The organism is Leptothoe sp. ISB3NOV94-8A (assembly GCF_043421595.1).
GTDB lineage: Bacteria > Cyanobacteriota > Cyanobacteriia > Phormidesmidales > Phormidesmidaceae > Leptothoe > Leptothoe turfae.
Genome location: NZ_JAXSQW010000001.1, coordinates 3,494,017 through 3,507,823, shown reverse-complemented (window position 1 = coordinate 3,507,823; position 13,807 = coordinate 3,494,017). Strand labels below are relative to the sequence as shown.

Below are 13,807 nucleotides of genomic sequence, written 5' to 3'. Positions count from 1 at the left end.
TTTGGGGTGGTCAGATTGTGGGAGTTTCTCCGGCTATGGTTTAAGTCTCATTTTTGGGTGAGTCTTTGAGCAAGCCTTTGAGTTGCATATGGCTGAGTAGCCAGCTAGTCATGGTGGCTCGCCGGGTTAGGCGGGGGACTAGCTGATCAATGCTATAGCCTTTGAAGCCTAGATAGGTTTTAAGTAATTGCTTATTGGATTTAGGAATTGAGCGGGTGAGTTGCACCGTTGCAGGGCGACTCTCGATAAAGTTGGGCGGTTCAGGAAACTTTTCTTGCAGGGGTTCGATGACGTTACTGGCGTCCCACTCCTTGGTAGCCTCGTCATAGCGATAGCCCAAATAGTGCCAAACTAAGCGATTAACAACATCGTCCTCAAGTTCTTCGTTAAGAATGGCCCAGAGGGTGGTTTCGGTTAAGGGGGGTAACTCGGTCATGACAGGTAGCAATGCAATAGAGCCTTAGGATAACAATCTGTTGACCGGTAAAATTAGCTGGTTTGGTCTAGCAAGCGGTTCCAGCGTTTTGGAAGAACGACTGATCTTAGACGATTTTAATCGGGATGCGGTTAATCAATCATTGGCAATATTGCCGATGCCTGAAACGCCTTCATTTTTAAAGGCTGTGCGTCCCAGGTTTGATGTCCATGTATTTGGGCAGGTGGCATCGACGAATGCAACCCTGTGGGCGATGGCTGATGCTAAGGCAGGAACGGTTGCGATCGCACACACCCAAACCGCTGGTAAAGGTCAGCGAGGCAAACAATGGGAGTCTTCATTAGGCGGCGTCTATCTATCGGTGATGCTAGAGCCCGACTGGCCTGCTGACCGAGCGGCCCAACTTACCCTCTGTAGTGCATGGGGCATTGTCAGCCAATTTAGATGGTTAGGCATTCCGGCGCAAATCAAGTGGCCCAACGACATTGTGGTGGCTGGTCAAAAGCTGGGGGGGATTTTGAGTGAAAGCAAGCTGGAACGGGGAACTATAGCTCGTGCCGTGATTGGAGTAGGGATTAATGTCTACAATCCAGTCCCGGTAACCGGTGTCACTTGGCACAAACTCACTAAAGTCAAGGGTAAAGAGGCTGTTGCCAGCTTGAGTGAGGTGGCTGCGGCTGTGCTGCTAGGTATCTGGCGAGGTGTTTTTTATAGGAATCATACAGATGGCAAAAGTTTCACGGATGCTTATCAAAGTCTGCTGACCAATCTAAATATGCCTGTAGTTCTGGAAGGAAAGACGTTAAGGGTAGTTGGTGTTACGGAAGCGGGACACTTAACTTTAAAGTCTTCGTCACAGGTCTCAAGGGATGTTAATCAGACAGTTGATCAACTGGTCTACATCAAACCCGGTGAGCTGTCCCTCGGATACTCCCACACTGATATTGAATAGCAAGCACCCGTATTGGGTGGCGTGACTTCGATTCAGTTTCCTAATAACTTCATTTATTTTGTTCTTCTTACACTAAATTCCTTAATCACTAATCTAAATCGTCACTCGAACTATTTATTTATCTTCCTATGGCTGATTTTTGCCCATCTCCTTCGGCATCGTCTAATTCTGATGCGTCCAATACTAGCTCCAGTAACGTTACGCCTAAGATAATTGTTGCTAACAAGCAGCCTGGACAGTTGTGGAAAAAAATCGGCATAGTCGGTTCCGTGGCTGTGATGGGTAGTCAGCCAGTACTGGCTCAAATTGATATGCCTGCGGGTGAGATGGATGCGCCATCTGTTACCGCTGAAGCAACTCCTTTTATTGCTGCTACGCCAGATGCACCGGAAGTGTCTACTTTAGTAGCGCCGCCGCTTGTAGTGTCTCCAGAGGCGGCTCCTCCTGAATTTTCCCCCGCTCCTCAGCCCGTGCCATCTAGTGCGATAGACGCGATTACATCCCAGGTAGACATTGAGATTACTGCCCCCGTCCCTGAACTGGCCTTGGAGCCAGAATTGCTTGAATCGGAGCCTGCAGTCGAATTAGAAGACGGAAAAACTGCTGATGCTGACGCTACGGTGGCAGGAGCAGAAGAGGCGACTGACACTGATGCTACGGTGGCAGAGGCAGAAGATGTAACAACGGCAGAAGAGACGACTGACGCTAACGCTACGGTGGTAGAAGAAGCAGAGGATGCGACTGACGCTGATGCTACGGTGACGGCAGGCGAGACAATATCTGATGGGGAAAATGTGATCCCTGCCGTGGAAATCGTTACCCCCAGTGACGTTGTCCCTGGAGCCATACCTACGGTAGAAGACTTAGCATCTGAATTTGGGGATGTCTTCGTTGATCCAACTGAGTACAGCGAAGGGGAGACTCTGGATTCAAATGCGCCTGATGTCGTTGTTTCAGAACGATCGACGGGATGTGAGTATACGGTTGATGCTGAAACTCTCAGTGGCTGTGGCGCTGGCGAAGATACTGCAACGGTTGCTAGTGGGCCTGGAACCACTATTTCCGAAGCTGCCATCAATATCGGCCCGGTGAGTATTAGCCGCTCGGGCGTCCGCTTCTCTGGTGGTGCTACCACTGTGGCAGGGCGTGAGTTTTACAACACGGTTGCAAAGCCACTGGTTGAACTACAGGCGGGTGAATCCTTTATCTTTCCCCTGGCGGCTCCATCTCCCATTACATCGTTGTTTGGCTGGCGTTGGCACCCTATCCACCATACCTATCGCTTCCACAGTGGAACAGACCTCGGAGCTCCTCAAGGCACGCCCATTCTAGCCACTCAATCGGGTCAGGTTTCCGTGGCTGATTATTTAGGAGGGTACGGTCTGACGGTGATTTTGCGGCACAATGACAACACCTTAGAAAGCCGCTATGCACACATGTCTCATATGCTCGTGCAGCCAGGTGAGTGGGTAGAGCAGGGAGAAGTTATTGGACTGGTCGGTTCCACAGGGGATTCCACCGGACCACACTTGCACTTTGAGCTACGTCAGTTGACCCGTGAGGGATGGTCGGCGATTAACCCTGACGATGTATTGAGATATGCGTTGGCTAACCTCAACAACCGCATGGATGGTCGGCCACTACAGGCGCTCAACATTATTCCTTCAGCTCAGGCAGCTGCAGTTCAGGCGGCTTTGCCCAAGGGCGTCAAAACCGAAACGATGGTGAAGGATGCGCCCCACTTCCGCCCAGCTCAACCCCATGCCCAGTAAAGAGCCCGGCAACAATAGGGATGTTTTATTTACCTATCGCCGCACTATTCGTTTCCATGAAACGGATGCAGCTGGTGTGGTGTACTTTGCCAATATTTTGACCCTTTGCCACGAAGCCTATGAAGCGGCTCTAGCTGATGCGGGCATCAATACTCGAGAGTTTTTCGGGGGAATGGCCTTAGCAGTACCGGTGGTCCATGCCTCTGTGGACTTTCGGCGACCGCTGCACTGTGGTGATGAGGTTGAGATCGCGCTCACACCTCACCGCTTAAACGAAACCACCTTTGAAATTCGCTACTGCCTCAAGGGTGCCGCTGAGAAAACCGTAGCTACCGCCCTTACTCGCCATGTCTGTATTGACAGCACGAGTCGCCAGCGTCATCCCCTGAGCCCCGAACTGGAGCAATGGATGCAGTCAGCCACTCCATCACTACCGAACGATTAACTTTGCCTTGGGCATTGCGGGGCAGCTGTGCAACCCAGTGCCAATGCTTGGGATGTTTGTAGGCGCTGAGCACAGGTTTTAGAGCTGCCTTGAGCTTTTGTGGAGTGGTTTGACTATGGGGTGCTGGGACGCATAATGCTGCCACTGCCTGGCCCCATACCGGGTCGGGCAAACCCACGACGCATATATCCTGTACTAACCCCGTTGCCAATATGGCGGCTTCCACCTCTACAGGAAAGACATTTTCACCACCAGTAATAATTTTCTGACTGTGGCGTCCGACGATGTGTAGGTGGCCTTGCTGATCGATATAGCCAAGATCGTCTGGATAAAACCAACTTTGGTGTGGCGACAACGGTATTGCGGGCCAATAACCCAAGCCCAAAGAGGCTGTCCTTAAAGCTATTCGACCCATGGTGCCTACGGGCTGAGGTTGAAATGATTTCAGTTCGTGGACGGCTAGGGTGACATGGGGCAGGGGTGAGCCGTTACTGCGTACCCCCTGTTGAAAGTCTGTAGGCAATAAGGTGGCTACCTGGGCCGCTGTTTCACTCATGCCATAGGTAAGGGCGATGGGTAACTGAGCTGTTTGTGCAAGTAAAGTAGGCCAAGCGGGAGCCCCGCCTAGCAAAATGGCTCGGAACTGGGAAAGCCAGAGCAGGGTGTTGCCGTTCTTTATCAACCTCTGTAGTTGGGTGGGCACAAGGGAGATAAACCAGGTCTGATTGGGTTGAACTAATCGCTGATCTGCGTCTAAGTCTTTGAATGGCTGGATGATGAGTTGACCGCCGGACAACCATACGCGTATTGCCTGCATGAGACCGCTGACATGGTACAGCGGTAAAACGCAATAACTATTGACCGGTGTTTGGTCAAAATGGGTTAAAAATCCCTGGGCTGCTGTACTGAGAGTTGCCCAGGTATGGATAACAAATTTGATTTTTCCAGACGTTCCTCCGGTGGCAATGAGGATCTGTCCTGGCTCTGGTTGCTGGTTCGATAAATTAAAAGATACAGGAGGAGGTTGGCCAAGAATTACATCGGGTTTTAGCTGTGCTGCCACCTGCTGCCATTCCTGTTGCTGCCAGTTAGGATTTGCCAGCACTAGAGCAGCTTTAGCCAGCAGCCCGCTCCAAAGATATGCCAAGAACTGTGTCGGTTCAGCCTCATTGATCAACACCACAGCATCCGTTGGAATTTGCCGAATGCGATCGCACCAGGGTTCGTTTAGGGTATTCCAAATATCCCAGGGGCTAGGGCACTCATAACGGGGTGCTCCTAGGTTTCCATTGTTCATTGTTGTCCCTATGTCTGGTAAGTGTTGTCTATTTGCCGGGACTATCCCAATCTTTGCCATAGCTGCTGCCAATTGGTCTGGCTGAGACCATCATTGGTAAACCACTGTTCGGTACCCAACCCCAAGGCTCGGTGGGGAATATCAGGGTAAGCCATGGCCAAGTCGATGGCTAGTCGAATCAAGGCCTGACGACCAACGGCGGTTTCAAATACCGATGAAATCACCAGATCGATCGGATACTTGTGATAGAAATGCTGTAATCGTTGGGGTGAACCCATGATGGCTGCTTTGATCACATAGATGCCATCCCAGCCTTGGTGAAAGTGAGCCTTAAGTTGCTCTAAGCTGGCAATGGATTCATCTAAGGCAATGGGGGTTTGATAGCGATAGCTGAGTCGCATCAGAGTATCAAAGTCTTTAGGGGGCAGGGGTTGTTCTAAAAATTCGATGCGTTGGTTATTGCGATCGCACCAATCTAACCACTGTCGTGCTGCCAATTCATTTAGACCCCCATTAGCGTCTAAACGCAGTTTGGCCCCTAATGGCAGCTGACCCAGCAGCTGATCGAGCCAATCTATTTCTTCAGCCACTGAGCCCACACCAATCTTGTACTTAAAGACGCGGTAGCCCTGTCGCCATAGCGTTTGCCACTGTGCTAGCGAAGCTTGACCCCTAGCCAATAGAACCCCACATTGAGCATTGGGTAAGTCGATTGGCCGTAGTTTGCGCTCTAAGCTAGCAAAGACTGACTCCAGACCAAACTGACAGGCAGGTAGTGTGGGCAATAAAGAAGGCACCCTATGGTCCGATAATTGAGTCGGCAGTTGCTGGCAGAAATCTAAAGCCTGCTCAAAGGTTTCAGAGCCAAACCAGGGGAGCGGTGCCACCTCACCAAATCCACTGCGCCCATCTTCATCGGTCAGTTTAAGAATGAGTCCCTGACGTACTTGCCATTCCCCATGGTGGGTGCGTACCGGCTGTCGAAACCGACGATTATAGGGACGAAACTCAAACCGGTAGGACATGGTGATAGGTACTGAGTCAATTCAATCGGGAGCCGCTTGACTAGCGTAATTTAAGGGTGATCGGCAGCAACAGTCCCAGGCATACGAGTATTCCACAACAAAACTGGAAACGTATGGCCACGAACTTAGCATTTTGTACCAACTCGGGCTGATTGTGATAGCGCTTCACATGGCGACAAAGTTGAATGGCAAATGGGGCACTGACTAAGGTCAAGATCAGGCTGCTGGGAAACACTTGCAGAAGCATGCCTCCAAGCAAAATCACAAAAATGCTGCCACATAGCCATGGTAAAAGTGTTGCCCCCCCCAGGGTGCCCAGGCGGACAATGGGAGAGCGTTTACCGGCAGCTATATCATCATTGACTTGATGGAAGTGGGAGCAAAATAGCACTAATGTAGTCGTCATGCCAATAACAGCCCCTAATCCCCAACAAGCCAGGGAAAATGTCTGGGCTTGGGAATAGTAAGCCGCGCCCACGCCGAGACCAAAGCTAATAAAACATAAAGGTTCGCCTAATCCTTGATACCCTAACCGGAAAGGAGGTCCCTGGTAGAGATAGCCCAGGGCACAACAAATTAAAATCAGCCCCAGAATGGTCATATCTTGCTGCATGAGAGCAATGGCGCTTACGCCAGTAATCCCTAGGGCCAAACTGAGATTGCCAAGCCAAAAGATTAAAGCTTGGTTTTGAGTCAGGTTTACCAGGGAATGATGTTTATTTTTATCAATGCCAGTGTCGGCGTCGTAAACGTCATTGCTGAGGTTTTCCCAGACTAAAAGCAGTATTGCTGACAGCAAAAAAATGGCCAGGATGCGCCCGTTTAACTGTTCTGTTTCTAGACGCGCCAGTAAGCTACCCACCAAAATGGGAATGATGGCAACGCTGTACATCGGGGGCTTAATGGCGGCAACCCAAAGAGATTTGGGAGCGGCAGGGTTGTCAGAATCTTGAGTGACAGAGGCTTGATCAGAGGCTTGACCAACTGTAGGGATGACCATTTGGACGTAATTTCTTTGCAACTATAAAACCCATAGTTAGCATAGCGGTTGGCATGTCAGTCTTATTTCGACCATGAGCGCAAGCGAGTTTCCTGAACATCAGGAAACTGGGAAGAATACACCTGAGGACGGTGACTGGCACCAGGATATGACTTCACGCGCTGTTTTACTGGCACAAGCTCAACAAGGTGACCCAACTGCGATCGCAACCTTGATCAATCAATCTCTCAAAACTAAAAACGTTACTATCCAGGTGCGTCAGAAAGGAGAGTTATATCAAATCCTTGTACCATCCCCATCCCACGGCAATTGACGAAGCTGTCCCTGTCACGCCTCTATTGCAAGAGTGGGCGATTAAAGACTGTGTGCAAACAGCAGAACTCCTGGTAACGGCACCCGATCTGTTGCAAGGGGATGGCAAGAAGAACAAGATCATTCCCATTTCTAAAGAGACCCATGAAATTTTCGAAGGGGTGCTGCTAAGTGACATTTCTATACAAAAAATAGTCAATGACCCAGATGGGCAAGACCAAAAAAGTTTCCGGGTGGTGTGTGTCCAATCCACCTATGACCGGACTAAACATGAACCAGATTCTGAGGCTTATATCCACAAACATATTGTTGGCGAACTTGCAGCTAGACCCATTGCCCTCAACTGGCCTGAAGAACCCTACAGTGAAGCTGAGGCCAGGGTGAGCGCGTTGAATAAAACAGCCAGTGTTTACGCTGTTTTTATTCGCTTGGGGGCTTACATGCTCTTTTCTGTAGTGGGGGTTTTCCTCGCTGTTCTTTTCTGTTCCTGCTATACCTGCTACACCTTGGAAGGAATCTATAAAACAGCATTTGTGTTAGGTCTGATAGAAACCGTTATCTTTTATATTCCGTTTTTAGGTGGGTATCTATACGGCATCATTGCGGAAATCATTGCGGTTGGCCTGACCAGCCTTGTGGTTAAAGAGTTTAATGTTGACTGGCGAGATGGATTTGGCGCTCTAGCGATGGGAGCGGCGGTGATTATTTGTACACGGTTGGTTTTGTCCTTTGTACTCTTTGCGGCCATTGCCTATTTTTTCCTGTTAGGCCTTTAACAAAAAGGGCGTATTACTACGGACGCAAAACTAAGCACTGATCTTAAACCTGGGCTACGGTCACCCCTGTACCACCATCTGCCTGTTCAGCGTTGTCAAAGCTCTGCACCTGGGGATGTCGCTTGAGAAACTCGCGGACACCGCGTTTTAGTTTGCCAGTGCCGTGGCCATGGATGATCCAGATGGGGCCAGTGGATTTGGCAATAAAGTTTTCCAGGTCGGCTTCGGCTTCAGCCACACGCATGCCCCTGAGGTCAATGGTGTTTTTGGAGGTGCGTACGGCTGGAGCCTCTGGTTCCTTTTTGGCAACTTTGACCGTTGTGCGGCGTTTCTCGGGTGCTTTTTCGGCAGCGGGTTTAGACGTCGCTGTTTTTTGACCCGTGAGGGATTCAATGTCACTGAGATCGACAATGGTTTTCATCAAGCCAAAGCGCACGGCCACTTTACCGTCACTATCGGGTTCACCGACGACTTCGGCAGTTTGGCCCCCCAGACCAATCAGACGGACTTTTTCACCCAGTTTAGGCTTGTAGTCGGTGATTACTTTTTTGGCAGGATGGTTGCCCTTGGGTACCTGTTGCTGCTGAGCAATGTCTTCGACTAACTCGGTTGCCCTTTGGGCGGCCTGGGCGGTGGGATTTCCCTTTTGCAACTGGCGAATAACCGTGGCAATTTCAGCTTTAGCTTCGGCCACGGCTGCTTGAATCGCTTTTTCCTGTTCTAGCTTTTGACTGCGTTCCCACTCTTTAATAGCGGCAGCCTTGCGTTCGATATCTGCTTTGAGGGCTTCGGCCTGGGCAACGATTCCGGCAGCCTGTTTAGCTTGGTCCTCCTGCCGCTTACGCTGGGCTTCAAGGCCAGCGATGACCTGGTTGACATCATCTTGTTTACTCACGCCCACATAGGTTTGGGCTGTATCAATTACGTTGGGATTGAGCCCTAACCGTCGAGCAATGGTGAGGGCATTGGAGCGACCGGGAATACCCCACAGCAGCCGATAGGTGGGAGACAGGCTGACGTCATCAAACTCCACTGAGGCATTTTCAAAGCGCTCATCCTGATATTTGAGGGCCTTGAGTTCACCAAAGTGAGTCGTAGCTACGGTTAGACGAGTGTGGTTGGCTAGGTGTTGCAGGAGTGCGATCGCAAGCGCACTACCTTCTGTCGGGTCAGTCCCCGCCCCCACCTCATCCAAAAGCACCAACGAATTTGTGTGGTGGGCACTACCCACCGCTGCCGTATTGTCCGCATCGTCTATCCCATCCGCCCCAATCGCATCCAAAATCTGACCAATACGGCGAATATGTCCTGAAAACGTCGACAGACTTTGCTCAATCGATTGCTCGTCACCAATGTCTGCTAAAACCTGATCAAACCAGGGTAGTTCTACAGGTTCACGAGCAGGCACAAATAGTCCCACCTTGGCCATCAGGGCTGCTAACCCCAGGGTTTTCAGCGTGACTGTCTTACCCCCGGTATTGGGGCCTGTAATGGCTACTACCCGAATATCGGGGTGCATGGTGATATCTGTGGGAACCACCGTGGGGCCTTCTTCATGGCGCTGTTGCCACACTAATGTGGGGTGACGTAGCTGCCGCAGAACCGTGCGCTCATTGGTTTCACTAAACCGAGGGGGATTAGCCTCTAACCAGAGGGAGTAGCGAGCCCGGGCAGTGGCCAAATCCAACGTTGTGACGATGGCCATGAGCTGCTCCAGGTCCTCGCTGACTGCGGCCACTTGTCCAGTCAGGCGCTGCCGTACCAATTCTTCTTCGCGGGTCTCTTGACGCTCTAGCTGACGTAGACGGTTGCCAAATTCCACCACACCCTGGGGTTCTATATATAGGGTGGCACCGCTTGTAGACACATCATGGACAATGCCGGGAATAGACTCTTTCTGAGGGGCTTTCACTGGTATTACAAAGCGTCCGGCTCGCTGAGTAATCAGGGTTTCCTGCAAGGCCCCTGAATGCCGTTGCATGATGCGCTGTAACTTGGCATGGAGCTGATCGTGGGTACTTTTAAGGTTTTTACGAATGCCGGCCAGTTTTGGATTGGCCCGGTCGGTAACCTTACCCCGATCGTCGATGCAGTGGTGGATTTCTTTTTCTAATTCTGGATAGGTACGCAGCTGACCCACCAAGGCCTGTAGCACTGGGAAAGCCTCTTCCTCTTGGGCATCGATGGTGCGGCGTAACTGACGGGCACCCGCTAGGGTGGTGGCAATGTGCAACAACTCGTCCCCAGACAAAATGGCTTGACGCTTCGCCCGTTCAAGGGCATCACCCATGTCCTGAACACCCCGAAAATTAAGGGGGGATTTCTCTTCTAGTCGGTAGGCTTCACGGGTCTGAGCCAAAAGCTGTTCACTTTCGCTTTGGTGCTCGGGAATGCGCCCGTGGCGAGCGGCGAGGGCACCCAGCTTAGTAGCGGCAAACGTGGCCCACTGCTGACATAAACGGGGCCATTCTAAGAGGTCTAAGGTTTCGGACTGGATCAAGGGTTAGAAGGGAATATGTAATGCTCTGGGTGAGGAAATTTTTGAGTTCTTAGTTCTTGGTTCTTGGTTTGAGATGTCTCTGACCAAAAAGGGCTTGAGGGGGACACAACTCAAAATTCAAAACTCAAAATTCAAAACTCAAAATTAATTGTGCTCTTAACTAACTATATAGCCTCTATCTTAGGAACATGCTTCCTTCTGACTTGCTAATCCATCGCCCTCGGGGTGACTCCATTGATGCAAAACAGCTGCCGCTGAGTAAAGATTGGCTTGCGATCGCAACTAATCTCATTTCTCTATTCCAGGCGACAGTGGGCGATACCCAAGGGAGCCTGAACCAAAAACTGCAAGAACTTGAAGGTGAAGACACCGACTACCGGATCAAACGAGGCTTAGCCCATATCCTTCGCAGCAGTTTCAGCACATTTGAGATTGTTAGCCCTCTAGAGCCTCAGGCATTAAGACAGCGTGTCTTTGCCCTTGCCGCTGCGAGTGTGCCATCCCCTACAGCAGCACAGCAGCATCTAGAAAACTTGGCCAGCCAGCTGACCCAGGAACTCGACAAAGATGTTGAGCCCATTCACATTCAGCAGGGATTATACGCTGACCTTAAGGAGAATCGTATTCTTACCCAGTTTGATGCCCCTACACCAGAGGCATTGCTCCATCGCTATAACCTATCCCAAGTACAGGGCATCTTTTATCGAGCCAGTCATGTGGTCTTAAATCTGCACCGTAATGATCCGGGTGAGTACAAGCTGATGTTCCGGTATCTAAAGCTATTTCGGTTGATGGCCTACATTGAAGGGGAAGCAGACCAGGGGTTTACCGTTACCATCGACGGTCCAGCCAGTCTTTTCAAAGCCAGTACTCGCTATGGCCTCGATATTGCCAAGTTAGTACCTGCTATTTTGCATGTGACACGTTGGCACCTCAGCGCCACACTGCAATGGAAAGACACTTATACCAAGGCGCTGTCTGCAAAAAGCTATACCCTTGACTCTGAATGTGACCTGGTAAGTCACTACCCGCCGGGTAAACCCTACGACAGTATGGTTGAAGCCGCCTTTGCCGACCGCTGGATGACCCTTGTGGAGAAGGGGAAAACTCCGTGGCAGTTGGAACGAGAAGTTGATTTAATCCCAATCCCTGGCAGCGTCATGATTCCTGACTTTCGGTTAGTGCATCCCGACGGTCGTGTCTATTTATTGGAAATAGTAGGGTACTGGCGACCAGAGTATCTGCGCAAAAAGTTTGCCCAGGTGCAAAAGTCCGACTGTCAGAATTTGATTCTGGCTATTTCAGAACGGCTAAACTTAGCAAAAGCCGGTATCGATATAGACAATGTACCAGCCAAGATTGTTTGGTTTAAAGATAAGCTACAGCCTAAATCTCTACTGAGCCTGCTGGAAGAGCTATGAATAATAGGCAACTGACGTGACGAATGCTTCTTATCTTTTTCGTATAATTAATAATTAATACGATAGGGATAGCTAGTAAGGCCACATTTCTAAATTAGAGCCGTCTAACTGTTTAACTATCGCTCGTAGTAAAAGTCATTGCTTGAAGTCGACTGAATTCGTATTATTAGCTGGTTACGTTTAATCTAGCCCTCTGATATGGGCTAACTAACACTTGAGGAACTCTACCTATCCCCTGCATTATGACCACGGTTTTGATTGTGGATGACAGTTCAACCCTACGGGAGATGATCTCTGGTCTCCTGATCAAAGCGGGTATGACTGTTTTAGAAGCTGAAGATGGCGAGAAAGCAAAAGACATGATTTCGTCAAGGCCACCGGATCTTGTGGTGCTTGATATCGTTATGCCTAATATGAATGGCTATGAGCTGTGCCGCTGGGTCAAGAACAACGGCCCCACAAAGGACGTGCCAGTGGTTATTTGTTCATCTAAAAATGAAGAATTTGACCGTTATTGGGGGATGAAGCAGGGGGCAGACGCCTACATTGCCAAGCCGTTTCGCCCGGCCGAGATGGTGGAAACGGTTAAACACTTGCTGCGGGGGCGATAAGTATAGGGGGCTTATGGCCTAGGGAGTGGGTAAAAAGTCCAGCACCTAAACCCTAGACCGCCTCGCTATCAAAGGCGTATGATTGGGCAGATTTGAGCCCATCTTACTGTCTCTATTAGCATTTCCCATGGCAATTCAGCTGCGGATTCACGTTCCTCCTCACCCATTAATCAAACATTGGCTCGGTGTGTTACGGGACGTTAACACACCGTCTGCTGTATTTCGCAGTGCCATGACTGAAATGGGGCGATGGTTAACCTATGAAGCAATTCGTAATGATTGGTTACCCACTGTGGATGCCACCATAGAAACGCCGCTGGCTCCTAGCCCTGCGACATTTATCAATCCTGAAATGCCGCTGATGGTGATCCCCATTTTGAGGGCGGGGTTGGCGTTGATGGAAGGCGTCCAATCGGCATTGCCTACGGCTTCGGTGTATCACCTTGGTTTTGTTCGCAATGAAGAAACCCTGGAGGCCAGCTGTTATCTGAATAAGCTGCCGGATCAGATTGGTCCCAATACTCGCATCTTGATCAGTGAGCCAATGTTGGCGACGGGCGGTACAATGATGGCCACTATGGCAGAGTTAGTGAAGCGTGGTGTGGACCCGTCTCTGGTTAGGATTGTCTCAGTAGTAACGGCTCCCCCAGCGCTACAGAAACTTGCTGAAGCGTACCCCCAACTAGTTATTTATGCAGGCATTATCGATGAAGGTTTGGATGAAAACGGCTTTATCGTTCCAGGTCTAGGCGATGCTGGGGATCGCACATTTGGTACTAATTAATCACGTCACATCATGAGTCAATCGAGTAACTTCACTGGTGGATTTTTTCTAGGAGCTCTGTTGGGTGGGCTAGTTGGTGGTGTGGCTGGAGTACTTGCCGCCAATCGGATTAATCGTGTAGAGGATGACAAAAGTACAAGTTTTAGTCAATTATCAGAAGATATTCGCCAAAATTTGGCTGATATAAGTGACGATGAACGCATGGAAATTGCTCGTCGCGGTCTTGAGGATAAAATTTCTGAGCTAAATGCGGCCATTGAGGATGTCCGTGAGCAATTGGGAAGTACTAATGGTCGAGCTGCTGACTATGAAACATCGACCACCGATTAATGCGGTCGGTTTGCTGCTATTGACTTTAGGGGACGCATGGATTTAGCAAAATTGCGCTATGTCCGTATCTTTCAGATAGAACTGTTCTGAAGATTAGCAACACTGTCGGTTTATATCGGCTTTCAACACTCTACTAAGGGGTGAGA

14 protein-coding genes are annotated in these 13,807 nt (G+C 50.0%); 9 read left to right on the top strand and 5 right to left on the bottom strand.

The features are described from left to right. Positions 1-40: 40 nt before the first annotated feature. Complete coding sequence (locus tag SPB21_RS14820; protein ID WP_499867021.1) at positions 41-436, bottom strand: DUF1823 family protein; 396 nt, start codon at positions 434-436, stop codon at positions 41-43. 40 nt (positions 437-476) lie between these two features. Between SPB21_RS14820 and SPB21_RS14815 the strand changes: the two genes are divergently transcribed. From SPB21_RS14815 to SPB21_RS14805, 3 genes are all read left to right on the top strand, one after another. Continuing rightward, the gene (locus SPB21_RS14815; protein ID WP_499867020.1) at positions 477-1,388 is read left to right on the top strand and encodes a biotin--[acetyl-CoA-carboxylase] ligase; all 912 of its coding nucleotides are present in this window, start codon (positions 477-479) and stop codon (positions 1,386-1,388) included. A gap of 128 nt (positions 1,389-1,516) precedes the next feature. Then, positions 1,517-3,160 (top strand): M23 family metallopeptidase, encoded by a 1,644-nt coding sequence (locus SPB21_RS14810; protein ID WP_499867019.1) that lies wholly within the window; start codon positions 1,517-1,519, stop codon positions 3,158-3,160. Continuing rightward, positions 3,150-3,605 carry an acyl-CoA thioesterase gene (locus SPB21_RS14805; RefSeq protein ID WP_163699356.1) on the top strand — a complete coding sequence of 152 codons (456 nt, stop codon included), beginning with the start codon at positions 3,150-3,152 and terminating at the stop codon, positions 3,603-3,605. Before SPB21_RS14810 ends, SPB21_RS14805 begins: the two co-directional genes overlap by 11 nt. On the opposite strand, the gene SPB21_RS14800 is transcribed toward SPB21_RS14805, so the two are convergent. The 3 genes from SPB21_RS14800 to menA are packed head-to-tail and all read right to left on the bottom strand — an operon-like array spanning position 3,499 to position 6,927. Beyond that, on the bottom strand, positions 3,499-4,902 hold the full coding sequence (locus SPB21_RS14800; RefSeq protein WP_163699358.1) for an AMP-binding protein: 1,404 nt from the start codon (positions 4,900-4,902) through the stop codon (positions 3,499-3,501). The two genes, SPB21_RS14805 and SPB21_RS14800, sit on opposite strands and share 107 nt — an antisense overlap. A 41-nt stretch (positions 4,903-4,943) precedes the next feature. Then, the gene (locus SPB21_RS14795; protein ID WP_163660755.1) at positions 4,944-5,927 is read right to left on the bottom strand and encodes an o-succinylbenzoate synthase; all 984 of its coding nucleotides are present in this window, start codon (positions 5,925-5,927) and stop codon (positions 4,944-4,946) included. 40 nt (positions 5,928-5,967) lie between these two features. Beyond that, complete coding sequence (gene menA, locus SPB21_RS14790; protein ID WP_284681681.1) at positions 5,968-6,927, bottom strand: 2-carboxy-1,4-naphthoquinone phytyltransferase; 960 nt, start codon at positions 6,925-6,927, stop codon at positions 5,968-5,970. Positions 6,928-7,000: 73 nt separating this feature from the next. Here menA and SPB21_RS14785 point away from each other — a divergent pair, with 73 nt between their 5' ends. Both SPB21_RS14785 and SPB21_RS14780 read left to right on the top strand, forming a co-directional pair. Beyond that, complete coding sequence (locus tag SPB21_RS14785) at positions 7,001-7,240, top strand: hypothetical protein (RefSeq protein WP_499867018.1); 240 nt, start codon at positions 7,001-7,003, stop codon at positions 7,238-7,240. Continuing rightward, positions 7,212-8,015 carry a hypothetical protein gene (locus SPB21_RS14780; protein ID WP_163699361.1) on the top strand — a complete coding sequence of 268 codons (804 nt, stop codon included), beginning with the start codon at positions 7,212-7,214 and terminating at the stop codon, positions 8,013-8,015. Before SPB21_RS14785 ends, SPB21_RS14780 begins: the two co-directional genes overlap by 29 nt. A gap of 43 nt (positions 8,016-8,058) precedes the next feature. On the opposite strand, the gene SPB21_RS14775 is transcribed toward SPB21_RS14780, so the two are convergent. Further along, on the bottom strand, positions 8,059-10,515 hold the full coding sequence (locus SPB21_RS14775; RefSeq protein ID WP_499867017.1) for an endonuclease MutS2: 2,457 nt from the start codon (positions 10,513-10,515) through the stop codon (positions 8,059-8,061). A 188-nt stretch (positions 10,516-10,703) separates the two neighbouring features. Here SPB21_RS14775 and SPB21_RS14770 point away from each other — a divergent pair, with 188 nt between their 5' ends. The 4 genes from SPB21_RS14770 to SPB21_RS14755 all read left to right on the top strand — a co-directional run bounded on the left by SPB21_RS14770 (position 10,704) and on the right by SPB21_RS14755 (position 13,661). Then, positions 10,704-11,936, top strand: a complete 1,233-nt coding sequence (locus tag SPB21_RS14770; RefSeq protein WP_499867016.1) for a DUF790 family protein — start codon at positions 10,704-10,706, stop codon at positions 11,934-11,936. Positions 11,937-12,178: 242 nt separating this feature from the next. Next, the gene (locus tag SPB21_RS14765) at positions 12,179-12,547 is read left to right on the top strand and encodes a response regulator transcription factor (protein WP_006515114.1); all 369 of its coding nucleotides are present in this window, start codon (positions 12,179-12,181) and stop codon (positions 12,545-12,547) included. Positions 12,548-12,674: 127 nt separating this feature from the next. Further along, entirely contained in the window at positions 12,675-13,331 is a 657-nt protein-coding gene (upp, locus tag SPB21_RS14760) for a uracil phosphoribosyltransferase (protein ID WP_163660765.1), read from the top strand. A gap of 12 nt (positions 13,332-13,343) precedes the next feature. After that, positions 13,344-13,661 (top strand): ssl2009 family thylakoid membrane protein, encoded by a 318-nt coding sequence (locus SPB21_RS14755; protein ID WP_163660767.1) that lies wholly within the window; start codon positions 13,344-13,346, stop codon positions 13,659-13,661. Positions 13,662-13,807: the final 146 nt, after the last annotated feature.

Bases quoted from the DNA above. Each gene is read 5' to 3' on its own strand.
- SPB21_RS14820 (WP_499867021.1), bottom strand. From the start codon at position 436: ATGACCGAGTTACCCCCCTTAACCGAAACCACCCTCTGGGCCATTCTT.
- SPB21_RS14810 (WP_499867019.1), top strand. From the start codon at position 1,517: ATGGCTGATTTTTGCCCATCTCCTTCGGCATCGTCTAATTCTGATGCG.
- SPB21_RS14805 (WP_163699356.1), top strand. From the start codon at position 3,150: ATGCCCAGTAAAGAGCCCGGCAACAATAGGGATGTTTTATTTACCTAT.
- SPB21_RS14800 (WP_163699358.1), bottom strand. From the start codon at position 4,902: ATGAACAATGGAAACCTAGGAGCACCCCGTTATGAGTGCCCTAGCCCC.
- SPB21_RS14795 (WP_163660755.1), bottom strand. From the start codon at position 5,927: ATGTCCTACCGGTTTGAGTTTCGTCCCTATAATCGTCGGTTTCGACAG.
- menA (WP_284681681.1), bottom strand. From the start codon at position 6,927: ATGGTCATCCCTACAGTTGGTCAAGCCTCTGATCAAGCCTCTGTCACT.
- SPB21_RS14785 (WP_499867018.1), top strand. From the start codon at position 7,001: ATGAGCGCAAGCGAGTTTCCTGAACATCAGGAAACTGGGAAGAATACA.
- SPB21_RS14770 (WP_499867016.1), top strand. From the start codon at position 10,704: ATGCTTCCTTCTGACTTGCTAATCCATCGCCCTCGGGGTGACTCCATT.
- SPB21_RS14765 (WP_006515114.1), top strand. From the start codon at position 12,179: ATGACCACGGTTTTGATTGTGGATGACAGTTCAACCCTACGGGAGATG.
- upp (WP_163660765.1), top strand. From the start codon at position 12,675: ATGGCAATTCAGCTGCGGATTCACGTTCCTCCTCACCCATTAATCAAA.
- SPB21_RS14755 (WP_163660767.1), top strand. From the start codon at position 13,344: ATGAGTCAATCGAGTAACTTCACTGGTGGATTTTTTCTAGGAGCTCTG.